Source organism: Neobacillus rhizophilus, from assembly GCF_018343535.1.
Lineage (GTDB): Bacteria > Bacillota > Bacilli > Bacillales > Cytobacillaceae > Neobacillus > Neobacillus rhizophilus.
In genome coordinates this window covers 1,006,129-1,030,203 of sequence record NZ_JAGYPF010000001.1, presented here as the reverse complement: position 1 = coordinate 1,030,203, position 24,075 = coordinate 1,006,129, and the positions used below count along the sequence as shown (strand labels likewise).

19 protein-coding genes and 1 tRNA gene are annotated in these 24,075 nt (G+C 40.5%); 10 read left to right on the top strand and 10 right to left on the bottom strand.

Annotation, left to right across the window (positions count from 1 at the left end; translation table 11 throughout):
* Position 1: 1 nt before the first annotated feature.
* Positions 2–283, top strand: a complete 282-nt coding sequence (gene qoxD, locus KHA99_RS04760; protein ID WP_213116256.1) for a cytochrome aa3 quinol oxidase subunit IV — start codon at positions 2–4, stop codon at positions 281–283.
* A 119-nt stretch (positions 284–402) separates the two neighbouring features.
* Here qoxD and KHA99_RS04755 read toward each other — a convergent pair whose 3' ends face one another.
* The 4 genes from KHA99_RS04755 to KHA99_RS04740 form a co-directional block, all read right to left on the bottom strand.
* Positions 403–669 (bottom strand): hypothetical protein, encoded by a 267-nt coding sequence (locus KHA99_RS04755; protein ID WP_213116255.1) that lies wholly within the window; start codon positions 667–669, stop codon positions 403–405.
* Between the two features lie 276 nt (positions 670–945).
* A complete protein-coding gene (locus KHA99_RS04750; RefSeq protein ID WP_213116254.1) occupies positions 946–1,368 on the bottom strand; it encodes a pyridoxamine 5'-phosphate oxidase family protein in 423 nt (140 codons plus the stop codon).
* Between the two features lie 13 nt (positions 1,369–1,381).
* Positions 1,382–2,410, bottom strand: coding sequence for a spore photoproduct lyase (splB, locus tag KHA99_RS04745; protein ID WP_213116253.1), 1,029 nt, complete (start codon positions 2,408–2,410; stop codon positions 1,382–1,384).
* On the bottom strand, positions 2,403–2,657 hold the full coding sequence (locus KHA99_RS04740; RefSeq protein ID WP_213116252.1) for a transcriptional regulator SplA domain-containing protein: 255 nt from the start codon (positions 2,655–2,657) through the stop codon (positions 2,403–2,405). Before KHA99_RS04740 ends, splB begins: the two co-directional genes overlap by 8 nt.
* 194 nt (positions 2,658–2,851) lie before the next feature.
* Between KHA99_RS04740 and KHA99_RS04735 the strand changes: the two genes are divergently transcribed.
* The gene (locus tag KHA99_RS04735) at positions 2,852–3,391 is read left to right on the top strand and encodes a hypothetical protein (protein ID WP_213116251.1); all 540 of its coding nucleotides are present in this window, start codon (positions 2,852–2,854) and stop codon (positions 3,389–3,391) included.
* A gap of 199 nt (positions 3,392–3,590) precedes the next feature.
* Positions 3,591–4,847, top strand: coding sequence for an ATP-binding protein (locus KHA99_RS04730; RefSeq protein ID WP_213116250.1), 1,257 nt, complete (start codon positions 3,591–3,593; stop codon positions 4,845–4,847).
* A gap of 134 nt (positions 4,848–4,981) precedes the next feature.
* Here KHA99_RS04730 and KHA99_RS04725 read toward each other — a convergent pair whose 3' ends face one another.
* Complete coding sequence (locus KHA99_RS04725; protein ID WP_213116249.1) at positions 4,982–5,893, bottom strand: c-type cytochrome; 912 nt, start codon at positions 5,891–5,893, stop codon at positions 4,982–4,984.
* Positions 5,894–6,193: 300 nt separating this feature from the next.
* Between KHA99_RS04725 and KHA99_RS04720 the strand changes: the two genes are divergently transcribed.
* From KHA99_RS04720 to KHA99_RS04705, 4 genes are all read left to right on the top strand, one after another.
* Complete coding sequence (locus KHA99_RS04720; protein WP_213116248.1) at positions 6,194–7,207, top strand: ABC transporter substrate-binding protein; 1,014 nt, start codon at positions 6,194–6,196, stop codon at positions 7,205–7,207.
* A complete protein-coding gene (locus KHA99_RS04715) occupies positions 7,200–9,296 on the top strand; it encodes an ATP-binding protein (RefSeq protein WP_213116247.1) in 2,097 nt (698 codons plus the stop codon). Before KHA99_RS04720 ends, KHA99_RS04715 begins: the two co-directional genes overlap by 8 nt.
* Entirely contained in the window at positions 9,275–10,609 is a 1,335-nt protein-coding gene (locus tag KHA99_RS04710) for a sigma-54-dependent transcriptional regulator (protein ID WP_213116246.1), read from the top strand. The genes KHA99_RS04715 and KHA99_RS04710 overlap by 22 nt, the downstream gene beginning before the upstream one ends.
* A 242-nt stretch (positions 10,610–10,851) precedes the next feature.
* Complete coding sequence (locus KHA99_RS04705) at positions 10,852–12,102, top strand: ATP-binding protein (protein WP_213116245.1); 1,251 nt, start codon at positions 10,852–10,854, stop codon at positions 12,100–12,102.
* 480 nt (positions 12,103–12,582) lie between these two features.
* Here KHA99_RS04705 and KHA99_RS04700 read toward each other — a convergent pair.
* A tRNA-Arg gene (locus tag KHA99_RS04700) sits at positions 12,583–12,656 on the bottom strand.
* Between the two features lie 211 nt (positions 12,657–12,867).
* Positions 12,868–13,611 (bottom strand): YwaF family protein, encoded by a 744-nt coding sequence (locus KHA99_RS04695; protein WP_213116244.1) that lies wholly within the window; start codon positions 13,609–13,611, stop codon positions 12,868–12,870.
* A gap of 254 nt (positions 13,612–13,865) precedes the next feature.
* Between KHA99_RS04695 and KHA99_RS04690 the strand changes: the two genes are divergently transcribed.
* From KHA99_RS04690 to mutL, 3 genes are all read left to right on the top strand, one after another.
* Positions 13,866–15,698, top strand: coding sequence for a M6 family metalloprotease domain-containing protein (locus tag KHA99_RS04690; RefSeq protein WP_213116243.1), 1,833 nt, complete (start codon positions 13,866–13,868; stop codon positions 15,696–15,698).
* A 912-nt stretch (positions 15,699–16,610) separates the two neighbouring features.
* Entirely contained in the window at positions 16,611–19,253 is a 2,643-nt protein-coding gene (mutS, locus tag KHA99_RS04685) for a DNA mismatch repair protein MutS (protein WP_213116242.1), read from the top strand.
* A 20-nt stretch (positions 19,254–19,273) separates the two neighbouring features.
* Positions 19,274–21,199 carry a DNA mismatch repair endonuclease MutL gene (gene mutL / locus KHA99_RS04680; protein ID WP_213116241.1) on the top strand — a complete coding sequence of 642 codons (1,926 nt, stop codon included), beginning with the start codon at positions 19,274–19,276 and terminating at the stop codon, positions 21,197–21,199.
* Between the two features lie 109 nt (positions 21,200–21,308).
* Here mutL and KHA99_RS04675 read toward each other — a convergent pair whose 3' ends face one another.
* From KHA99_RS04675 to KHA99_RS04665, 3 genes are all read right to left on the bottom strand, one after another.
* Positions 21,309–22,133 (bottom strand): DUF4179 domain-containing protein, encoded by an 825-nt coding sequence (locus KHA99_RS04675; protein WP_213116240.1) that lies wholly within the window; start codon positions 22,131–22,133, stop codon positions 21,309–21,311.
* A complete protein-coding gene (locus tag KHA99_RS04670; RefSeq protein ID WP_213116239.1) occupies positions 22,120–22,665 on the bottom strand; it encodes a sigma-70 family RNA polymerase sigma factor in 546 nt (181 codons plus the stop codon). The genes KHA99_RS04675 and KHA99_RS04670 overlap by 14 nt, the downstream gene beginning before the upstream one ends.
* Before the next feature lie 77 nt (positions 22,666–22,742).
* The gene (locus KHA99_RS04665; RefSeq protein ID WP_213116238.1) at positions 22,743–23,609 is read right to left on the bottom strand and encodes a D-alanyl-D-alanine carboxypeptidase family protein; all 867 of its coding nucleotides are present in this window, start codon (positions 23,607–23,609) and stop codon (positions 22,743–22,745) included.
* Between the last annotated feature and the right edge of the window lie 466 nt (positions 23,610–24,075).

Here is a 24,075-nt window from a genome sequence, read left to right as displayed (position 1 = left end):
GATGAGCGAATTATTCCCACGAAAACAAATAATAGGTTTTGTCTTTTCCTTAGTTCTAACGGCAGCTGCTCTTGCAGTCTATTTCTTGAAACTGTCCTTTGCACAAGGAATGGTTGTCCTAGTTGTCACAGCATTTGTTCAGGCTCTTCTGCAGCTTGTTGTGTTTATGCACGCTGGCGAATCAGAAGATAAGTGGGTAATTTATGGCAAGGTGTTTTTTATGATTGCCATGGCCCTGATTACCGTTTTTGGAACATTACTCATTTTCCTTTGGGATATGTAAATAGAATGAAGAAGGGAGCGTCTTTAGAGACGCTCTCTTTCTTTAGCTTATAGGAAATAATAAATTCAACTACGTCTCTGTCTTCGTCCTATCGAACTCGCCATTCGACGAGTTTTCATTTATCTTTTTACTAAATATAATCTCGGTTTCATTGGCATTGGCGGGATTTCCAATCCCTTGTCTGTTTTTTCTACCATTTCCTCTGTCGCGATAAAAAACATTCCCATCAGAAAGAACATCACCGCTCCAACAATGGTTCCAATCCCAATCCCGGTGATCGGCATTAAACCGCTTACAATTCCGTATAAAAAAATCATGATACCCGTTAGTAAGGTAATACTGCCGGCCCATTTTGTTGCATGTAATATTTTCATTCGCGAATTCATCATTACGACCTCCTTGGGATGGGGATGATTTACACTTCCAAATCTCTTATACTATATATTATTCACCGAGTTCACAAAATTGTCAAAACTTTGTTCACAAAATTGTCAAAAAATATTTCGGATTTGTCACAAATATATGGTACGCACTGAAAACTACAAATAGGATTCAGTTACACGACTGAATCCTGTTACTATTAAAGTCTCTATTTAATATAAAAGTTTAGTGAGTCAAGAACTTCCTATTTATGTGGATAAGGGTAACCTTTGTGGTTAAGTTTACAAATTCAATTCTTGTGATGGTTCACCGTTAAGATTCATAATACGAACGGTTTCTGGTTTTATCTCAAGAAAAATATAGTTCGGATCGTCAGGGCCGTTGAACCATTGACTAAATGACTCTTCCCAATATTGTTGTTTCAGCTGATTAGAATCATTAACAGCGGTAGTTCCGGATATTTCAACATAGGAATCAGTTTGTCCTTTTTTTTCATAACCCAATAGAACAGATACGTTCGGATTTTTCTCAATTTCCCCGATTTTTTCAGTATCCCTTTTTGTTGGTGTATATAAGGTTAATTCGTCGTTATAAAAAGTCATATACCGGGAATGGGGTTTATTATTTTCAACTGTCGAAAGAATGCCCGTTTTGTGGTCAGAGATAACCTTCTGGACCTTTTCTTTTAGATCTGAATTTGTCATGAAATCTACTCCTTTAAGTGAAATACTCAATTTTCGCTTCAGGGAAATAATTATGGATATATGAACCCAAGGTATCCTTGATATCCTCTTGCTCTTGGTCGGTATACACGTACTTTCCGATCCCATAGCGACCCCATTTCCATTTCCGTTTCGACTCATCCAATTCCAATTTCGTCATTGGATAGTTTTTTTCTATGACCTTTTTTGCCGGTTTGGTAAAGCGATGTTGAATCAGCTCGAAGGTTAAGTCCCTTTTCGCTGTATCTGGAAGTTCGGCCTCTAATTTTTCAAACATTTCCTTATAGCCTTCCTTCCAGCCGTCATGTAAATAGATAGGGGCGATAATAAAACCTAAAGGAAATCCTGCATTTGCGACTTTTCCAGCCGCCTCAATTCTTTCGTGCTGGCGGGAGGTGCCTGGCTCAAAATTTTTGATGATATAATCGTCGTTCATACTGAACCGAAAGCGTGTTTTCCCGTTATGTTTAGCATCGAGCAAATGATCAACATGGGCGAACTTTGTGACAAAACGAAGCTTTCCATATTCAGATTCACCAAAAAACTCAATCGCTTTTTTTAAGGTATGGGTTAAATGATCCACACCGACGATGTCCGAAGTACAAGATGCTTCAAACCGTGTAGGTTCCGGAGCACGTTCTTTCATATAGTTCTCGGCTGCTTCAAAAATATCATCAATGTTGACATACGTGCGGATATAAGGCTTGCTGCCCATCGTCGTTTGCAAATAACAATAATGGCAATGACCCATGCAGCCAGTCACAAAGGGAATCGCATATTCTGCTGAAGGTTTGGAGGTATCAAATTTCAGCGTTTTTCTTACTCCGACGACGAGTGTTGATTTGGCGACACGATACCTCTGAAAGTCATTCTCCCCGGGTAAATTCCGAATTTGGTTATGGGAGGTGGTTTGCCTTATCTCAATCCCCATATTCTCAAATTTGGACACAAGCTCTTTTCCAAGTGGATAGGTCAATGCATCGGGTTCTACATAGACAAGTTGAGGGACAAAGGGTTTAACCATAATAACCCTCGATTTCTGTGTAGCCGAATGCTTCCTGAAAGGCATTTTCTGCCTCGGAAGAAGAGCTAAAAACTGCTACTTCATCATTTAATGGATAATAGGTTTCATACACAAACAGCGCCAAATCACCTGGTGACTCAGGATTTTGGACAACCGCTGCTTCTTGGACATTGGCCACATCCTGTGCATGAGGATTGCGGATAATTACATATACTATTTGTCCCGGTTGAAAGGATTGAATCGACATGGTTTCATCCTTCCTTTCCTAAATGTCGTTTATTAACATATCCATGCTAATCCTTCATTATTTTCTCCAAATTAAAATAAGTTATTTCTATTAAAGAAATACAAAAAATTCCTATTTTGTGAAACAATAATGACCTTTTTCCTCCGTCTAATACAATGCTGTAAAAAGCAATAGAGAAATAGGGGGAAAACAAAATGGAGAAGTTTTTATTATCAATCGCAGCATTAACCATGACTATTGGACTTGCTGCATGCTCAAGTAGTGACGAGGCAAAAACGCCAGAGAAGGAAAAGAAAAATACTGAGGAAGCAGTAGCACCCAAGACGGAAGTAAAGAAGGAATTAGTTAAATTTTATACGGAGCTTGGTAAGAAAATTAACGCGAAAGATGTGTCTTTAGATACATATGTAGCGAAGGCATCCAAGGAAGACGCAAAGCCAGAAGACCTGCCAACTGTTGAGGATAAAGCAGATGCAATTGCAGCTGCAGCAGCAATTGCCGCTGAACTAAACAGCATTCAAATTCCAGCAAAGTTGAAGGACCATCAGGCAGAGCTTGAAGCCGTCCTAAAAGAATTTGCAGCGTCCTATCAGGCAAAAGCTGATGAATTGAAAAAAGAAGCCCCAAATTTTGAAGCAGCCGACGCAACCTTTGAAAAAGCTGACGAAGCACTTGGAAAGGTATTTGAAAGTGAGAAGTTATTGCCGCCTAGCTTGGGGAATCAAGTTAATTAACCATAATTATAATGACAAGCCGGATTCATTTCGGCTTGTTTTTTCTTTGTTTAAATATTCTTTCATTGTTTTATAAAACTAATATGGGAATTCTATTTCGTCTGTGATAATATCTTTTTAGATTAACCGTTTTAAATCCCAAAAACCAAATAGTGATGCAGCATATATAGAAGGAAATGCAGATGAAGGGGAATTCTTAATGATTAATGAAAGCAGTAATATGCTTTTTAACTTATTGGTTATCATAATCGCAATGATTGTTCATCAATTCTGGAATGAAAGTAAGCCTGAAAGTCCATTTGTAAAAAAGTATGGAATTCTCGCCACCTATGGAATCGCTATATTGTTTTGTATGGTATTTTCCTTCTATAAAGATAATGGTTTGAATTTTGATTTGCGGAGGATCCCTCTTTGGTTGGGTACCTTGTATGGCGGCCCTTTTATCGGATTTTTACTCGCAATCGAAACTATCTTCATTAGAATTATTCAAGGTGGTCCGGGTATACTCGGTTCTATTATTAGTACAGTTTCACTGTTTCTCATTGGTCATTTTGTTAGACCTATTTATTTTCGATTGAAAACTTTTAATAAAGTGTTTTTGGCTGCCGGCATTAATATGCTTTTTTCGGTTATTGTTCTTTTTTATGGATCTGACCACCTTATTCAATCAGATACCATAAATTTTTCGATTAACTATCTCATCGTGAACCTTTTAGGGATCATTCTAGTAAGTTTATCTGAGGAAGCGATACGGAAAAATTATCGAAAGCGGATGGAGCTATTTCAAGCGGCCAGGCTCGAGACGGTGAGTCATTTAGCAGCTGCAGTCAACCATGAGGTTAAAAACCCGTTAACCACTGCTCGCGGGATGGTGCAATTACTGAAATATGACCAAACCATGCCTCAGGAAAAAAGAGACTTGTTATTTCAATTAGCTCTAGATGAAATCGACCGCGTTGACCGGGTCGTAACAGACTATTTAACATTTGCCAGACCTTACCCTAACCAAATGGAAAAAATGGATATAGAAGTTTCCATAAAGGAAGCGGTTTCGATTATGGAACCATATGCCAATCAGTATAACGTCCAGATCTCCAATCATCACTCTAGCTGCCAATGTTATGTACTTGGAGAACCAGCAAAAATGGTACAGGCCTTGGGGAACATCTTAAAAAATAGTATTGAAGCCATACCGAATGGTGGAGATATCACCATTAAAACTGATCTCAAGGATAGGGAATGTCATATACGCATACTGGATAATGGTATTGGAATGAGCAGAGAAGTGCTCGAAAGGCTAGGCGAGCCCTATTTTACCATGACGGGAAACGGAACTGGGCTGGGGATGATGGTGGTTTACAGAATCATTGAAAGTATGAATGGCAAAATTAAGATTCATAGTTCACCCGGTAAAGGTACAGAAGTCATCCTTTCTTTACCGGCAATCTTAGGATAAATTTCAAAATGGCGGATTCCCAATTTAAAAGTCAATTGAAATTTAAATTTACTACAATAAAAAACATCCATTAAAAAGCTCTTGAATCCATGATTCAAGAGCTTTTTTTGTCCTAGTTTTTTTGCGATCATCAATTACTTTTTACTGCTTTTTAATTCATAGGGTACATCTGCAGGAGCATCTCCTAACGGCCAATCGTTTGCCTTTTCAGCAAAATCAGGGCGTTCTTTCGCAAGGATAAAGCCTGCAAGGTCCGCAGCTTGTTGATCGCTTAAGCTGCCCTGTTTAATACCGCCCATTTCCCCAAGAGGCATATTTCTTTTAATATAACCTGCTGCTGTTGAGATTCTTCCCATTCCGGCTCCGATATTAAAGGATTTATCTCCCCAAAGTACCGGACCAGTTGTAGGGCCGGTTCCAGAACCATCTGCTCCATGACATTGTGAGCAGGATTGCTGAAATTGCTTTTCACCATTTGCAAGATCTGGTTTTGGAACGTTTTGCATTGAGTTTTTCACAACCCAAGGTCGTTCTTTTATACCAATTGGCACATCTGTAGAAATATAGTTTAAGTAGGCAACCATCGCCCGCATTTCATCACTAGTTGCTTCCAGCGGCTTACCATTCATACTTCTCTTGAAGCAGCCATTGATTCTGTCTTCGATTGTCAATACTTTACCGGCCCGCGGATTATAAGCGGGATAGACTGCTGTAACACCCGTTAAAGGGGACGTTGCATCCGTTCCGGCCGTACCGTGACAGCTTGAACATGCCAAATTATTGCCTACATTGTTAGGAACTACGGTATTGGTTTCATGCATTAATTTATATCCATATTTAATAGAGTCACCGAGGGGCCCTTCTGGTACTTTATCCAGACTAGGCGGCTGATACGATTTCATGGCTGTTTGTTCTACTGTTGCTTCCTGAGTTTTTGTTGATTGCTTAGCTTCAGCCGGCTTGTCAGAATTGCATCCCGCCAGTAGGAATGCACTGGCTACAATTGTCAGGACATATCCTTTTTGAGTCTTGGTTAACTTAATCATTTTTCCCACTCCTAGTTTCATTTATTTATCTACAATTACTATTAATGCAATTTCCGTGCCAAATCTTTGCTCTAGGATATTAACGGGTTTAAAAATTTTTTTTGCCAACATAGCCATGACAAAAAGTCACAGTGTGACAATTTGTCAGGCTTTTAAAGGAAGACCCATCCTACAAAACATTTATTTGAAGGAGCAGAGGCTTGCTTGTATTGTTCATAAAGTTCTCCTAATTACTAAGGTAGTAATGTTATTTTTTTCGATATAGTTATAAAAAAGAAGACAAAAGTGGAGGCAAATGAAGTGAAAATTAAATGGTATCTTTCTATCCTAATCATCCTTACGATTTCCGTCTTCATTTATCACTATGTCGAAACCAATGAGCAGCCGTCGTTAAAAATCGGCATCGTTATGATGGGAGATAGCCGAAACGAGAAGTTTTCCGGGTTGCAACAGGGACTCCAAGATCTCGGCTATAAGAAGAAAGAAATAAACTTTATTTTAAAAAATGCGAATGACCAAGAGGGACGATTAGAGAGACAAATTAAAGATTTGTTAAAGGATCGTCCCAATTTAATTGTCACTCTTGGCGGGATTGAAACCACTACATTAAAAGCTGAAATGGAGAAACAGCATCTTAACATTCCTATTGTTTTTGCGGGAGTGGCAGCACCGAGGGAAATTGGGTTGATTCAAGACTATCAATCTCCCGGGGGACTTTTAACTGGGGTCAATAATTATCATACAAAGATTTCGGGCAAACGCCTGGAAATATTGCATGACTTAGTTCCGTCAATTAATCGAGTTCTCGTTTTATACGATGATGAGATTGAAATAAGCAGAATCAGTTTAAAAGAGACGGTAGAAACAGCAAAAATACTTTCTATACCAATTTTACCTGTAAATGCGGCTGAATCTGATTTTTTGCAGAGCCTGCAAAAGAGTGTAAGGCCGAATGATGCGATATTAATTTTGCCAGGATTTCGCATTGAATCAGCTACAAAGGAAATTGTCGCGTTATCCCAAAAATACAAGATTCCGACAATGGGAATCTATGAGCATGAGGTCGAGCAGGGCTTTTTGGCCAGTTATGGGGCAAGCTTTTTTGATCAAGGATACCAAGCTGCAAGGTATGTAAGCTTAATTATCCAAGGAAACTCACCAGGAGACCTTCCAGTTGAGGTGCCAGACCGGATCCGTTTTATTATTAATGATCAGGTGAGAGGTAAATTAGGATTTTCCTTAAATAAAAATATTGGGAGCATGGCCGAAACGATAAACCCAGCAAAAGGGGAGGGGTTGGAAAAGAATGAGTAGAATCAGAAATACTTTTATTAATTCCATCCCTATTCGAAACAAGGTCCTAGTATTTGGATTAATCATGTCCTCTGTGCCTCTCTTGCTAATCAGTTTTTACTATTACTCTTTTATAAAAGCAGATTTAGAAGAAAGAATCATAGATAAACAGAAACTGATACTCGAGAATCTCTCTAATCAAATTGAAATGGAGTTTGATCAAACGATTCAGCGAATCCAAGTATTTTCTTCCTTTAAAAATCTTCAGATGGAAAAAGATACTTTATACGAGCTTCTTGTAAAAAATGACTCAATAGAGGAAGTTGTTGTCACAGATAAAAATGGAACGGTGGAGAAGAGGGTTTCCCGTTACAAATTGAATCGCCCAGAGAAAAATGAAAACTGGTTTACGAAGGACATGTGGTCTGCCTTTCAGAAGAAGGAAAAAATCTACGGGGGAGTCGAGTTCAATCAGTTCGACCAACCGGTGATAAAGCTGGCGGTTCCCTTTTACGATAATGGTGAGAGAAAGGGTATTGGCGTGGTGGTACAATTGCAGAAAATCATCGGGCAAATTTCCTCTCTTCGTCCTAACGATTCTGCGTACCTTTATTTAGTCGATCGAAATGGGAAAGTGATTGCCCATCAAGACTATCGTAAGTTGTGGGCAAAACAGGAGCCGGTTAACCCAAAAGAGGTATTAGGGGTAAAAACAAAAATAAACGAACTTGACTGGACACTTGTGATGGAACAGCCGAAAGATACAGCCTATCAACCCATTTATCATATGATGAAAAGCGGGTTTTGGGCAGCTGCCCTAGTTACCTTAATTGTTAGCTTTATTAGTGTTTATGCTGGCTTTTATTTTACAAAGCCGATAATTATATTAGAGAATGCAATGAGAAAATTAACAATTGGCTCCAAAAATAAACCAGTAGAAATTACAAGAAAAGATGAGCTGGGACAGCTAACAGCATCGTTTAATGAAATGAGCAAGGAGCTTGAGGATAAAACCATCAGGCTGGCACAGGAAAAAGAACGACTAGATGTTGTGGTCAGCGGAATAGGTGCCGGACTGGCACTCATAACGAACGAATATGCCGTCACGTGGATGAACCCCATTTTGAAACAATGGTTAAAAGACGACCAGGTTTCTCTTCCTTGTTATAGGTTAATAGGCGAAAAAAACTTACCATGCGAAAATTGCCCCTTGCCTTGCCCAGAGAAGGAGACTGCAGTAGATAAAGTAATGAATTTGAAATTCGATGCCGGGACAGATAGGATTTTTAGACGACGTGTTTTTCCTCTAAATCATGCAATTGCTGGAGAAGGGGAATTCCTAATTGTGATAGAGGATATTACCGAGCAAAAACATATGGAGGAAAAAATCATTCAAACGGATAAACTCGCAGCGTTAGGGCTCATGGCATCCAGTTTTGCCCATGAAGTGAATAACCCGCTTACAACAATAAATGTTTACGCAGAAGACTTGATGGACCGTATCCAAGATGATGAACAAATCGTGCATGAAGAAGTATTTTTATATTTGAAGAAAATTAAAGAAAATACAGAGAGATGCAAAAGAATAACTGGAAATCTCCTGAATTTCTCCCGAAAATCAAATTGGACATTGTCCCGTATAGATTTGTCTGAAACGATTCAAAACAGCATTAGTTTAGTTGAATATTCGTTAAGAAAAAATCACATCAAGCTGGAAGTAGAGATGGGGGAAAACCTTCCGAATATTGCTGGAGACAGCATCAAACTGATGCAAGTGCTTGTCAATTTAATCAATAATTCCGTTGATGCCATGCCTGATGGCGGAATAATTAAGATTGGAGCCAAAACAGACAACATGAATCTTGTATTAATAGTTTCTGATAATGGAAGTGGCATTTCAAAAGGAATTCTCCCGAAAATTTTCGACCCTTTTTATACAACCAAACCGGTTGGTAAAGGGACAGGACTTGGTTTATCCGTTTGTTATGGGATCATCCAGCAATTCGGGGGAACGATTGAAATCGATAGTGAACTGGGAATGGGTACCACTATAGAAATTCACATTCCTGTTGGGAGGGAAGAGAAGCGATGGCTGCAGCAAAGCTCTTAATTGTTGACGACGAGAAGGATTTACTTGAGCTTCTGGTTCGTCGATTAAAACGTAAAGGATATGAAGTGGAGAGTGCAGAAAATGCAGAAGATGCGTTATCTAAATTAAAAAAACAATATTATGATGTGGCGGTTTATGATATAAGGCTCCCAGGGATGGACGGAATTTCCCTTTTAAAAGAAACAAAGAGATTACAGCCTGAAACAGAAATCTTAATGCTGACCGGCCATGGAACGATTGAAACAGCGATTGAAGCCATGAAGTTTGGCGCCTTTGATTATATCACCAAACCGTATAATCTTTCAGAATTAGAGCTGACCATTGAAAAGGCCAAACAAAGCAAACTGTTAAAAACGAAGAATGATAGTATGAGGAGAATTATCAAGCAGCAAAATGAATTTCATATTATCGGGGAAAGTCCAAATTTCAAGCAGGTATTGGACTTGATCAGAAGAATTGCAAGCAGCGACGTTCCTGTTTTGATTGAAGGGGAAAGCGGTACTGGCAAAGAGTTATTTGCCAAGGCTCTCCATTATTGGAGCATTCGTTCCGAAGAGCCGTTTGTGCCGGTGAATTCCGGGGCATTGCCGGAACAGCTGCTGGAAAGTGAACTGTTTGGCTATGTAAAAGGAGCGTTTACCGGTGCAAACCAGGACAAAAAGGGGCTTGTAGAGGCCGCGGACGGGGGGACCTTGTTTTTGGACGAACTTGGCGAAATGCCGCTTTCTGTACAAGTAAAGCTATTAAGATTTTTGGAATCCGGAGAATTTAGAAGGGTTGGCGATATCAGAGAGAGGCGCGTAAAGGTACGGGTAGTTGCCGCGACCAATCGGGAGATGGAAAAGGAAATAGCGGAGGGCAAATTTCGCGAGGACCTTTATTATCGTTTAAACGTAGTAAAGCTGGTGATTCCTCCGCTTAGGAAACGGAAAGAAGACATTCCATTGTTAATTGATTGTTTTATTAAACAATCAAGGACACCCCATAAAAAGCTGTCTCCTGATGCGATTGAGGCGCTTTGCTGCTACTCCTTTCCAGGGAATGTAAGGGAGCTGCACCATGTTATCGAGATGGGATTGCTCTTATCGACAGGTGAATGTATTGAAACACATGATCTGCTGCTTCCCGTTGACAAAAGACCAACAGAGCTGGAGGCCTCTTCTTATTTTACATTAGAAGAACTAGAAAGGAAGCATATTGCATCTACTCTGAAGAAACAAAATTGGAATAAGACGAAAGCAGCCGATTCACTAGGGATTAGCGTGAGGAATCTTTATCGAAAAATTGAACAATATGGATTAAACGGGGAATGAATAGGGCAAATTGTCAGTATCCTTACAACAGAAATGGCACCTAATGGAAAGTAGGTGCCATTTTTTGAATTGAAGCGTTGAACCCATTCCAGCATATCAAACCATTCCATAAAAATTACTCTTCTAGATTTTAAAAAATTTCATTATTTTCAAAAACTAAGTCGACAAATTTTGAAAAATTTAAAGTATAATATGAATATTATTAATAGAATTTTGGTAACGGTATACGAAAGGTAACGAAGATGAGTATCGTAAAGGATTTTTTGCTACAGCTGACTCTTACGGTCATTCCCATATTTATTTACTCTACCTTTATTACGGAAAAGGTAAAGAGCGAAAAAAATAAACATGTCATAATGACCATTTTGTGGGGGATTTCAATAATACTTTGCATGTCCTTTCCAGTGAGTTTTGGTCAAAATGCCAGGTTGGAGTTAAGAATTATCCCTCTTCTGTTAGGAAGCCTATACGGAGGATTTTGGCCGAGTATTTTCCTCGCGGGCCTAATCCTACTGTATCGACTTAATTTCGGCATCAGCGTGGGTTTTTATAATACCGTACTTGTCTTATTGATATCACTTCCTTTTATATTGTTTTTTCAAAAGTCTTTCAAAAAGGCGAAAAAAGATAAAAGGGTTAAAATTGCAGTGGGCCTTTCCGTTTACTACTGTTTAATTGGCCTTACTGTTTTTGGGATGTTAAGAGGTTTTACGTTTGAACATCTTAAAGTACAGATGATTCATTTGATTTTTGCTGTCGTATTTACCTGGTCCTTCACTTTGTTAATTGAAAAAATCAGGGAGATCCACCAGCTGCGGCTAGAGATGCAAGACTCAGAGAAATTACGAGTAATCAGTGAGTTAACAAGTGTTTTTGCTCATGAAATTAGAAATCCGATGCAGGTGACTCGAGGTTTTCTGCAGCTTCTTGACGAACCCAATTTGGCTCAAAAGAAAAAGGAATACATCCAGCTATCCATCGAAGAATTAGATCGAGCCAATGAAATTATTAATGATTTCTTATCTTTTGGGAAACCAACCATCCATAACGAAATAAGAGTTGATGTAGGAAACCAATTACATCGTGTGGTTAATCTTATTCACAGTTACGCCCTTGGCTATAATGTTGAGATAAAAACGGATATTTATGAAAATGGTTGGATTTATGCTAATCCTCAAAAATTAAACCAGTCCTTGATTAATATTTTGAAAAATGCAATCGAGTCGATGCCGACCGGTGGAATGGTGTGGATTTCGTGTGTTTCAAATGAAGATGGGTATATAAAAATTAGCATTAAGGATCAAGGAATCGGGATGAACCAAGAGCAAATCGACCGGCTTGGCTCTCCGTTTTATTCCTTAAAGGAAAGCGGGACGGGACTCGGAATGATGGTAAGCTTTCAAATTATCAGTTCTTTTAAGGGGAAGATCCAAGTGAAAAGCGAAAAGGGAGTTGGGACCGAATTTATTATTCTTTTGCCTCAGATAGCCTAAAGCGAAAATAATATTTGGAAGGATTATTCAAACAAGCCGGATTTTTTCCGGCTTGTTTTTTTAGTAAAAACGAAGGGACAAGTGGATTACATACAATTGTGCAGGATTAAACACACTAATCAAAACAACTACCTTCATTTGATAATTAGACAGAATACCGAATTAATTTTTGTCCTAACAGATTTGTTTTTTGTACTTTGTTATAAAACTCTCAATAGTTATGATCTCTTCCAAGGCATGGAACATAAACATGACAGGGAACAACCAGATTATGTTTTCAATATTAATAAGTTCATGAAATGTTTCAATCATAATATTCCTCCTGACCTGATTCGGGAAACCGAAGCATGTCTAATAATCTATTTTTATGCCATGAAAGGAATTTCATTACTTATATATTGAACACGCTAACTGAGTGATAATGGAAACTAAGAGAGCAAAACAAAGACACCCTTGCAGCGGCAAGGGTGTCTTTACGTACGTCCCGAAGAGGATTCGAACCTCCGACCTACAGTTTAGGAAACTGTTGCTCTATCCTGCTGAGCTATCGGGACAAATTTACAACTGAATATTTAGTTCCATCACACAAAAAAGTGTGGCTAAATCCCGTCCTGACCTCAGTAAGCTTAATCAAGCAGCAGTTCGGTCAGTACGCTGAAGCATATTCAAGGGAGCGGATTCGAACGTGCTGAGCTATCGGAACATTTAAAATTAAGGAACGTTTATTATTATAATTCGAACTTCGAAAAAGGTCAATAATGAAGTTTAGCGAATTGGTAGTTCCTTAATTCTTTTGGTGTTTCCGTTTCCTTTTTCACGGAAGATTAACCAGACGATTAGGCTAAGTGAGATTAACAGCGCTTCAAGCGATAAAATATAGTATGGGTATGGCCCCAAGACGTCTAATAAACTTGCTGTTTTCGGTTTATGGCTTAAATACATATAATTTCCGCCGACTAGTTTATTGATCCACATGATGATTGGCATTAACACATTTAAGAAAACAAAAAGCTTTACGACAGACCAAATGGTAGGCCGGTAGCCCCTAGCCCATGTAAAGTAGAGCACCACCCAAATATCCATTAAATGTGTGTAAAAGAAATGAAAGAAACGAAAATGCGGGAAGTCAAAGTTTAAGGCTGGGGTGAAAATGGCCTGTGACGCTCCCAATAGGGCTGTGAACAACAAAATTTCGTATATGATTTTCTTCCTAGTTAATAACAAAAGAACAGTTAAAATTAAGCTGATGCTGCAGAGTTCTAATGGAATAGCGTGACTAACGTCCCAGTCTCCGTTTATATACATCCAGAAATGATAGGTCAGTTCAATTAAAATTAACGAGACCGCTGCCCCAATCTCCGCCTTTCTCCATTTGTTGTTGTCGAAAAATTTTTCCCGATTTACAAAAATTGCAGTGGATCCTAGAAGTAAGATGGCAATGATCATCCAATGACTGTTTGAGAACATTTCAAAATCAAAGTCTTTATAGCTGCCCCCAAACCAATCCATCGACACCATCTCCTATTTCCATTCGATTTTAAACACTTCTAAATATATTATGACCGTTTTATATGCTGCTTGTAAGGACCTATCGGTTTGCAAATTATTACAAAATTTTACAAAAAGTATTTAAGTTTTGATCAAAGGTCTTACTTCTTATAATTTTTTGAAAACGCTACCAAAGTTATGGGGATTAAGTGCCTTTTGACTATTGGAAAATTTTGATATGTTTGAATAGTACGATTTTATTAGGAGGGATGCTCTTGTTAAAAGTATTATCAAAAACGGGTCTAACATTGGCGTTGGCAGGAAGTATCGCATTGGCGGGATTCCAGCCGGGCGGGGAAGCAAAACAGACTTCTAGTACATATGGTTTAAGTTTGGCGCATTATGTAGGTGCGTCTCCGGAACTAGCTGAAAAAGCTAAGAAGTTGGGAAAAGACCTTTCAAAGGTTGACCCTGCAGAAAAGCTAGCTAACCAAGGGACAAAATTCCAGCAGGCTGGTGACAATCATGTTGCTTACCGTGACGCAAAAGGTGATGTGCCAGTACTTGTTATTTTGGCTAAATATAAAGATGGTGACGAGCCGATTGGGGACCTGCCAGGACAAGTGCCGGCGCATTACTATGAGGATTTGATTTTTGGTGATGAATATAACCCTTATGAGTTAGATTATTTCAAACAATATAATGAATACAATGGCGTCGATGCTCCGACTGACCGCACAATGCAAAATGCTTATAAAGAATCTAGTAATGGCAGAATCAATCTTGTCCATGATGGAGCTGAATTGGTGTGGGTTGAACTTCCTAAAGGGGCTTCCTACTATTTAGACCAAGAAGGTAAGTACGCAGAAAATGGTAAATATGTTTTAGGAAATGTAAACGGGGATGCCCACACAGGTGAATTTATCCGTGACCTGCTAAAAGCTGCTGATAACCAAATTGATTTTTCAAAGTATGCAGTAGATGGAGAGGTTCCAAATGTCTTCGTTATCCATGAAGGAACGGGTGCGGAGTGGAGCGCTGACCCTGCTCAATTTTGGTCACATAAATGGAATCTATTAAGTGCGTTGTATTATGGGAAATACTATGAAACTGGTAAACCAGCAGATGTTTATGCTGGGATGAACCAGTCTGCATGGATTAATAAGACGATTGCAGAGGACATGACTTATGATGGGGTTGTCGTAAATAACTACAACATCCAGCCAGCCATCGGCGGAAACGTCGCTGGATTTAACGAAGCTACTGGTGGTTACGACGAAGCATCGAAAACGGGCCCATATCCTGCTACTGCCGGGGTTTATGCCCACGAATTTGGCCACGCTTTAGGATTGCCGGATTTCTATGATACTGCTTATTCATCCGAAGGTGTTGGGAACTATTCGATGATGGCCGGGGGCTCATGGATGCGCTACCCTGACAGTGGAGCATATTCCGGAAACTCACCGACTCATTTTGATCCTTTTTCAAAAATATTCTTAGGATGGGCTGAGCCTAAAGTGGTAGCACCGAGAGATGGCGTTCAGGAAATTACATTACCGCCAATTAATAAAGCGAGTGCGACAGATGGCATCGTTAAAATGGAAGTCCCAGGTTCCAATGGAACTGAATATTTCTTGTTTGAAAATGTCCAGCAGGACGGCTTTAACAAAGGGCTAATTCGCCAAGGCACAGATTCCCATGGTTTGGTTGCATGGCATGTTGATGAAAATATCATCAGCCTCTATCAGACTGCCGGCTTCCGTCCGAATAACGTCGAAAACTGGATGAATAAACGCTTCCAATACAACCAGTCAGCGAAAGCCACCGACGGCACGGTTGTTACTCACTACGGACTATCTGTGGTGCAGGCGGATGGTAAATATGACTTAGAGAAAAATAAAAACCGCGGTGATGCTGGGGACTTCTTTAAGACAGGTTCCAAGATTACACCAACCACCTCTAATGTCCATACTGGTTCGTATTATTTCTGGAAGGGTAACAGTGCAACACCGGCCGATTCTGGAATCCATGTAACCGATATTAAAGAAAATGCAGATGGGTCAATTACGGCGAAGTTCTTCTATAATACTAATGAAAGTACAAGATAATAGAAAAGGAGGAAACCTGGGCAATTTTTTTAGCTCAGGTTTCTTGCGTTTTTCATAATATTAGTTTATTAAAAAAATGAGCTAATAAAATTTAAGTAATAAATTATGAAAATGTAGACTACAAAAATCAGGTGAAGTTTCTAATAAAGGTTATTGGAGCCCGAACCTAAGAAAAATCCGCCAGTTCGGTAGCCAATAAAGGGTATGGGAGCCCGAACCCAAGAAAAATCCACTAGTTCGGTAGCCAATAAAGGGTATGGGAGCCCAAACCCAAGAAAAATCCACCAATTCGGTAGCCAATAAAGGGTATTGGAGCCCGAACCCAAGAAAAATCCACCGGTTGGGTAGCCAATAAAGGGTATGGGAGCCCAAACCCGCAAAAAATCTGCTGGTTCAGTAGCCAATAAAGGGTATTGGAGCCCGGACCCAAGAAAAATCCGTCAGTTCGGTAGCCAATAAAGGGTATGGGAGCCCGAACCCAAGAAAAATCCACCAGTTGGGTAGCCAATAAAGGGTATTGGAGCCCGAACCCAAGAAAAATCCGCCAGTTCGGTAGCCAATAAAGGGTATTGGAGCCCGAACCCAAGAAAAATCCGCCAGTTCGGTAGCCAATAAAGGGTATTGGAGCCCGAACCCAAGAAAAATCCCGCCAGTTTGGTAGCCAATCAAGGAGATTGAAGCCTAAACCCAAGAAAAATCCACCAGTTCGCTAGCCAATAAAGGGAATTGGAGCTCGAACCCAAGAAAAATCCGTTGGTTCGGTAGCCAATAAAGGGGATTGAAGACCGAAACCGAAGAAAATTCGCTGGTCCGGTAACCAAGATAGTTTTTTCTACCAACAAATAATCCCTTCATTTATGATATAATTGTTTGTCGAAGATAATCGAAAGTTTTGAAACGGTGGAGGAAATTATGACAGCATACACGCCGATGATACAGCAATATTTAGCAGTTAAGGCAGATTACAAGGATGCCTTTTTATTTTTTCGCTTAGGCGACTTTTATGAAATGTTTTTCGAGGATGCCATTAATGCATCCCAGGAATTAGAGATAACATTAACAAGCCGCGAAGGCGGTACAGAGGATCGGATTCCAATGTGCGGCGTTCCTTACCATTCAGCGGCCAACTATATTGAACAATTAGTTGCAAAGGGCTACAAGGTAGCAATTTGTGAGCAAACAGAGGATCCGAAGCAGGCCAAAGGGGTCGTACGCAGGGAAGTGGTTCAGTTAATCACTCCGGGAACGGTGATGGACGGCAAAGGGTTAACAGATAAAGAGAACAACTATATTGCCTCAGTTACCGCTTTCGACGATACCACATACGGACTAGCATATAACGATATTTCTACAGGTGAAAGCAGAGTAACTCTACTGACCAATTTTGACGAGGTCCTGAACGAGCTAGCAGTTTTAGACGCCAAAGAAGTTGTCGTCGCAAGCAATTTTGACGGTGAACTTCAGAAGAAGATGCGCGAACGCGATGTACTGGCCATTTCTTTTGAGGATAATAGTTCAATAGAGATGAATTTTGCCAACCTTCTTGAAGATTTGAACCAAGATAAATTGAAGCAAACAGCAGCAAGGCTGTTTCACTATCTATACCGGTCGCAAAAGAGAAGCCTTGACCATCTTCAGCCTGTCACAACCTATCAAATCCATCAATTTATGAAAATTGATTACTATTCGAAGCGTAACCTGGAATTAACCGAGACGATTCGCTCGAAAGGGAAGAAAGGGTCGTTATTATGGCTGTTGGATGAAACGATGACAGCAATGGGCGGCAGGACATTAAAGCATTGGATTGACCGGCCGTTGATTGACCGTGAACAAATAGAGCATCGCCATTCATTGGTGGAAGTTCTCATGAACCATTATTTTGAGCGTCAGGAGCTTCGTGAAAAACTAAAGGAAGTTTATGATTTGGAACGTTTGGCGGGTCGTGTTGCCTTTGGTAACGTGAACGCCCGTGATTTGGTGCAATTAAAGTATTCGCTCCTGCAGGTACCATTTTTAAAAGAAATTCTTCTCAACATGCAGGATTCCAGGGTAAACGAAATCGCGGAAAAATTGGATCCGTGTGAGGAAGTTACCGATTTATTAGAGCAGGCGATTGTCGAGAATCCACCGCTTTCGTTAAAAGAAGGAAATATCATCCAGGACGGCTACAATGAGCAGCTTGATCAGTACCGTGATGCTAGCCGCAACGGCAAAACGTGGATTGCCCAGCTGGAGCGGGAAGAGCGCGAGAAAACCGGTATCAAATCCTTGAAAGTCGGTTACAACCGTGTGTTTGGCTATTATATAGAAGTAACAAGAGCGAACCTGCACCTTCTGGAAGAAGGCCGTTATGAGCGGAAGCAGACTTTAACAAATGCGGAACGCTTTATTACTCCTGAACTAAAGGAAAAAGAAGCATTAATTTTACAAGCGGAAGAAAAAATTGGCGAGCTTGAATATGAGTTGTTTACGGAAATCCGTGAAACTGTAAAGGAATATATTCCACGTCTGCAAGCTTTGGCGAAAACTGTGAGTGGTTTAGATGTCCTGCAATGCTTTGCACAAGTGAGTGAAAATCGCCGATATGTGAAACCGCAGTTTTCATCAGAACGCCGTGTCGTGGTGAAGGATGGCCGCCACCCAGTTGTGGAAAAGGTGTTAAATACTCAGGAATATGTTCCAAATGACTGTTTTATGGACAGCGACCGTGAAGTGCTGTTGATTACAGGTCCGAATATGTCAGGTAAAAGTACTTACATGCGCCAGATTGCGTTGACATCAATCCTAGCGCAAATCGGTTGTTATGTACCGGCATCTGAAGCAGTTCTGCCGATTTTTGACCAAGTATTTACCCGCATTGGAGCAGCAGACGATTTGATTTCCGGGCAAAGTACCTTTATGGTGGAAATGCTTGAAGCCAAGAATGCAATCGCCAATGCCACGCAGAACAGCTTGATTTTATTTGATGAAATCGGCCGCGGGACATCCACTTATGACGGGATGGCACTAGCCCAGGCGATCATCGAGTATATTCATACCCGTATCGGGGCGAAAACGCTATTTTCTACGCACTATCACGAATTGACGGTATTGGAAGAAGAGCTTTCCAAATTGAAAAATATCCATGTCAGTGCGATTGAGCATAATGGCAAGGTTGTCTTTTTACACAAAATTAAGGAAGGCCCGGCAGATAAGAGTTACGGAATTCATGTGGCACAGTTGGCCGAGCTTCCGGCTGAATTAATTGCAAGGGCAAATGAGATTTTGACTGCTTTTGAACAGCAACCAGGAGGTCCTGGGGAAGTGAAGGAACAACGAGTGGCCGTGGCTGCTCCTGCTGCAGTTCAGGAATCAAAAGCAGCGGAGGCTGACCAAGTGGTTCCAGATCATCTCACTCAGCTCTCGTTCTTTGATGAACCAAAGGAAACGAAGAAACCGGAGCTTTCTACCAAAGAAAAGAAGGTTCTTGATAAAATTAAGGAACTGGATTTATTGGATGTTACCCCACTTCAGGCGATAAACGTGCTGTTCGAATTGCAGAAGAAATTAAAGTAGTTTTTAAGGAGGCGGAAAAGATGGGGAAGATTATCCAGCTAGATGATGCCCTTTCTAATAAAATAGCGGCGGGAGAAGTAGTCGAACGCCCCGCCTCTGTTGTCAAAGAACTGGTGGAAAACGCCATTGATGCCGGCAGTACGGTGGTTGAAATTGAGGTCGAAGAAGCGGGACTCGCGAAAATCCGCATCACCGATAATGGCAATGGAATAGAAGAGGATGACGTGCTCCTCGCTTTCCAGCGACATGCCACGTCAAAAATAAAAAATGAAAATGACCTGTTCCGGATTCGGACGCTGGGTTTCCGCGGTGAGGCCCTGCCGAGTATCGCCTCTGTTTCGAGACTTGAGCTGAAAACCTCAACCGGTGAAGGTGCTGGGAATCGAGTGGTGATCGAAGGCGGAAAGGTTGAAATTTTTGAAAAAGCTTCAAGCAGACGGGGAACAGACATCACCATCACCGATTTGTTTTTCAACACGCCTGCACGTCTGAAATACATGAAGACGATTCACACAGAGCTTGGGAATATCACCGATGTTGTTAACCGACTAGCGCTTTCTCATCCAGAAGTAGCTTTCCGCTTGATTCACAATGAGCGAAAACTGCTGCAAACAAACGGAAACGGCGATGTCCGCCAGGTTCTTGCGTCCATTTACGGCATGAGCATCGCCAAACAGCTGGTGCCGATTTCGGGTAGCTCGCTAGATTATAAAGTAAGTGGATTTGCTTCCATGCCTGAGGTGACAAGGGCTTCAAGGAACTATATCTCGACGATGATTAACGGCCGGTTTATTAAAAATTATTCGCTGGCTAAGGCGATTACCGAAGGGTATCATACGCTGTTGCCGATTGGCCGGTATCCAATCGTGCTTCTCAATATTGAGATGGATCCGCTGCTCGTCGATGTGAACGTCCACCCGTCGAAAATGGAGGTCCGCTTTAGTAAAGAAGCAGAGATGAACGAACTAGTAACTTCTATAATAAAAAATGCATTTAAATCGAAGATACTGATTCCAACGGCCTATACGAAAAGAGAGGAACCTAAAACAGAGCAGACGGCTTTAGCGCTCGATGAGGGGACCTCTCCTGCTCGTTCTTCCTCTGGATTTGGCGGGGAGCGGCCGACTGCTGTTGCTGAGCCATTTTTTACAAAAATTAAAGAAGAACCCGTTCGGGAAACTGGCTTTTCGAATATGAAAGAAGAATTCGTCCCGCAACCTGAAGTTGGAATACCTTTTTTTAGGGAAATTGAAAAAGATAAACCGACTAGTGAAAGGGAATATGATTCATTTGAAGATGAGGAAATTCCTCAACACGAGCCTGAGGAATACCCTGAAGTGGAGCCGGTTGTAGACACAGAGAGCCGGGTCCCACGGTTGTATCCAATTGGACAAATGCACGGAACGTATATATTTGCACAAAATGAGAATGGCTTATATATCATCGACCAGCATGCGGCGCAGGAACGGCTTAAGTATGAGTACTTCCGCGAAAAGGTCGGCCAGGTCGCACCGGAGCTGCAGGAGATGCTGGTCCCGTTGACTTTTGAATATTCAACAGATGATTATATTAAAATTACCGAGCATAAGGACGAACTTGAGAAGGTCGGTGTTTTCCTTGAAGAGTTCGGAATCAATAGTTTCATTGTCCGCTCCCACCCTCAATGGCTGCCAAAGGGGCAGGAGAAGGAAATCATTGAGGAAATGATTGAACAGCTGTTATTAATGAAAAAAGTGGATATTAAAAAACTCCGCGAGGAAGCGGCTATCATGATGAGCTGTAAAGCCTCCATCAAAGCGAACCGCCACTTAAGGGATGATGAAATCCAAGCGCTTCTCGACGATCTGCGAAAGGCATCAGATCCATTTACCTGCCCGCACGGCAGGCCGATTATTGTTCATTACTCGATTTACGAGATGGAGAAGATGTTTAAGCGCGTGATGTAGGATATTTTTGGAAATATTGTATTTATGAGAAAAGCCTTGGATTTTTTAATACCAAGGCTTTTCTTATTGAAGAATCTTGCTGTCATAGTAAAAAGATTACTGTATTTTTTTATTTATTCTTTTCTAAATTTATAGCCTGGTTATCGATATTTTTTGCAATTCCAGTTAGTTTCTCAATGGAGGCTGTACCAGCTAAAACGAAAGTAAATTTATTTCTTTTCCATGTAATATAATTTGTTCTGTTTTCTTTGTCGGTTTGGCTGAATTGATAGGAGAGCATGTCAGCCTTTACTCCACTTATATCAATGGTGGGTCCGATTACTGGATTTACACTTTGACCCTCAAACTGTGGAGAATTAACGGCATATGGAACAACACTCAATACGACATCTTCACCGTTTAAAGATCCCATTTCGATAATCTCGAACTGCTTTTCACCGTGTTTATCTACCCTAATAGTCAAGTGGTCGGCATTCCTGTCCAGGTGGGGAATCTTCATTCCAATATAACTCTCAACTTCTTCTGTATAATCAGTAAAGATCTTTACTTTAACGGAGACCCCTTCGGTATTAAAGGGACCTTTTTCCCCGTAGTGAAACTGGGAACCCCTTAACAAATGCGGATCTTCCTGCTCCTTAGATACATCCTTATAAACAGCAGAAAAAATGAAGTTTAAACCAGGCACTTTGATGAGCATGTCAGCCATAGCGGGAGAAGCAAATCCGGATCCAAGAATTCCAACGCCCAGAAAACCTGCTGCCGCAGCAGAGTAGAGCCACTTTCTGCTCTTCTTTTTTAAAGGCTTATTTTCAGTAAAACCAGGCAGGTTGGCTAATGCCTGATCAATGCCCTTGCTAAAAGCTGCTGGTACAACAGTATTTCTCTGTTGATTAACAAATGCATTCAGTTCTCGGTCCAATTTAGATTCTTTCATTTCTTATACCTCCCGCTTCTGTATCGTTCGATAGCCATTTTTCAAGCTTTTTTCTGGCACGGCTTAATCTGGATTTAACCGTTCCTTCGGGTTGATCAATGATTTCAGCAATATCCTTAATGGATAGGTCCTGAAGATAATAGAGTGAAATGACAACCCTATATTCGCTTTCGAGTCTGCTTATACCATCTCTCACATCTAACTTTTCTTCTATAGAAGCTTCAGGCTGCTGTGTATTTATATCCAAATTCAAGGGAACAACCTTATTTTTTACTTTTAAAAGACGCATGCACTCCCTTATTAAGATTCTCGTAACCCATGTCTTAAAGTATCGAGGCTCTTTTAGTGTATGTAGGGAAAGATATGCCTTCACAATCGTTTCCTGAGCAGCATCCAGGCTGTCAGTTTCTGATTTCATAATCGTGGAGGCTATTCGGTAGAAGCTAGGCTCCATTGCTTTGATGAGGCGTGTAAAGGCTTCGTGGTCGCCCTTTTGTGCCCTTAGAACGTCAAGTTCCATTTGTGAATCCAATTCCTTACACTCCTTTCTTTTTTTACATTTATTTGAGCAAATATAGGCAACAAATGGTTCCCGTTAAATTAAAATTTTTATGGGGAAGTAGAAAAACCCTTATTTAATAAGGTTGTTGAGTCCTTCCAAACACCATCCTGTGAAGATTTTAAAACAACAGCTATATATTCTTTTCCATTTCGTTCTGCAGAAGAGATGAGACAATAGCCTGCTTCATCCGTAAAACCAGTCTTTATTCCGTTCGTTCCTTTAAAATAGTAGGTGCTATTAGAATCAAGAAGCTTATTCGTATTTTGATATGTAAGGAGTGGATTTGTAAAGTTTTGTAGGTTTACAATTTCTTGAAAGTCTTTATGTTTCATAACTGCTTTAGAAATTAGAGCTAAATCCTCGGCAGTAGAATAATGTTCGGGATGGTGAAGCCCTGTTGGATTCATAAAATGAGAATGATTGGCTCCAACTTCTTCAGCCTGTTGATTCATCATGGCAACAAAATGATTGATGGCTTCCTCATCTGAAATATTTGGCGTACCCAGGTGTTTTTTACCAATATGAACAGCCACTGTTCTTGCGGCGTCATTCCCCGATGGAAGCATCATTCCGATTAATAATTCTCTTAGTGTAAGGGTTTGTCCTTCCTTCAGCCAAGCAGTACTTTCCCCAGGAGATCGAAAAGATACCTCTTTTCCAACCTTTACCTGTTCATTTAACTCCCCATGTTTGATTGCAACCCAAGCGGTTAAAACCTTAGTTGTACTCGCAGGAAAAAGTTTCTCACTTTCATTTTTCGAAAATAACACCCGGCCTGAGTGAAAATCCATCAAAAGGGCTGCTTCCGCCCTAATTGGTAAATTCGGCTGCTCCGGTCCGTTTGAACCCTTTACCCATACTCCGAACAGACAAAGTGTTGAAACTAGTAAAACAGGAATCTTTTTAATAATCATGATGAAGCTCTCCTTTAAACAAAAATATAATTCTGTTTAATTAGAGCCTAAGATGGGGATTTTGGTTCCCATATGTATAAAAATATTTCGCGCTGTTAAATTAGATAATAAAAGAGAGGGAAATTTGGATTTCCCCCCCTTCTTCTGAATTTGATTTTACATTAATAGACATTTCGAAATGGGACGTATGGCCCTAGGTATGGAAATGCGGGTGGATACCCGTAAAGTGTGGGTACCAAGTGATAGATATGATGTCCAATGTGAATGGTATCATAGTTGTGCTGTAAGGGTTGGTTCCAGGGACCAACCATAGGTGCATGTACACCTGAATAGATTGCCCAATTTGGTCCGGTTATGATATGGGTCATGCTATCACCAACTTATCTGTTTTTTTCATTATATGTATTTATGAGAATGCCCGCCAAAAAAACTAAGGTTCAATTCGGGGGGAATGGTAAAAATAGAG

Excerpts from the sequence above, each read along its gene's own strand:
- KHA99_RS04675 (WP_213116240.1), bottom strand. The coding sequence starts at position 22,133 with ATGAAAGAATCTAAATTGGACCGAGAACTGAATGCATTTGTTAATCAA.
- KHA99_RS04750 (WP_213116254.1), bottom strand. The coding sequence starts at position 1,368 with ATGACAAATTCAGATCTAAAAGAAAAGGTCCAGAAGGTTATCTCTGAC.
- KHA99_RS04735 (WP_213116251.1), top strand. The coding sequence starts at position 2,852 with ATGGAGAAGTTTTTATTATCAATCGCAGCATTAACCATGACTATTGGA.
- KHA99_RS04665 (WP_213116238.1), bottom strand. The coding sequence starts at position 23,609 with ATGATTATTAAAAAGATTCCTGTTTTACTAGTTTCAACACTTTGTCTG.
- splB (WP_213116253.1), bottom strand. The coding sequence starts at position 2,410 with ATGGTTAAACCCTTTGTCCCTCAACTTGTCTATGTAGAACCCGATGCA.
- KHA99_RS04710 (WP_213116246.1), top strand. The coding sequence starts at position 9,275 with ATGGCTGCAGCAAAGCTCTTAATTGTTGACGACGAGAAGGATTTACTT.
- KHA99_RS04740 (WP_213116252.1), bottom strand. The coding sequence starts at position 2,657 with ATGTCGATTCAATCCTTTCAACCGGGACAAATAGTATATGTAATTATC.
- KHA99_RS04715 (WP_213116247.1), top strand. The coding sequence starts at position 7,200 with ATGAGTAGAATCAGAAATACTTTTATTAATTCCATCCCTATTCGAAAC.
- KHA99_RS04705 (WP_213116245.1), top strand. The coding sequence starts at position 10,852 with ATGAGTATCGTAAAGGATTTTTTGCTACAGCTGACTCTTACGGTCATT.
- mutL (WP_213116241.1), top strand. The coding sequence starts at position 19,274 with ATGGGGAAGATTATCCAGCTAGATGATGCCCTTTCTAATAAAATAGCG.
- KHA99_RS04755 (WP_213116255.1), bottom strand. The coding sequence starts at position 669 with ATGAATTCGCGAATGAAAATATTACATGCAACAAAATGGGCCGGCAGT.
- mutS (WP_213116242.1), top strand. The coding sequence starts at position 16,611 with ATGACAGCATACACGCCGATGATACAGCAATATTTAGCAGTTAAGGCA.
- KHA99_RS04730 (WP_213116250.1), top strand. The coding sequence starts at position 3,591 with ATGATTAATGAAAGCAGTAATATGCTTTTTAACTTATTGGTTATCATA.
- qoxD (WP_213116256.1), top strand. The coding sequence starts at position 2 with ATGAGCGAATTATTCCCACGAAAACAAATAATAGGTTTTGTCTTTTCC.
- KHA99_RS04725 (WP_213116249.1), bottom strand. The coding sequence starts at position 5,893 with ATGATTAAGTTAACCAAGACTCAAAAAGGATATGTCCTGACAATTGTA.
- KHA99_RS04695 (WP_213116244.1), bottom strand. The coding sequence starts at position 13,611 with ATGGATTGGTTTGGGGGCAGCTATAAAGACTTTGATTTTGAAATGTTC.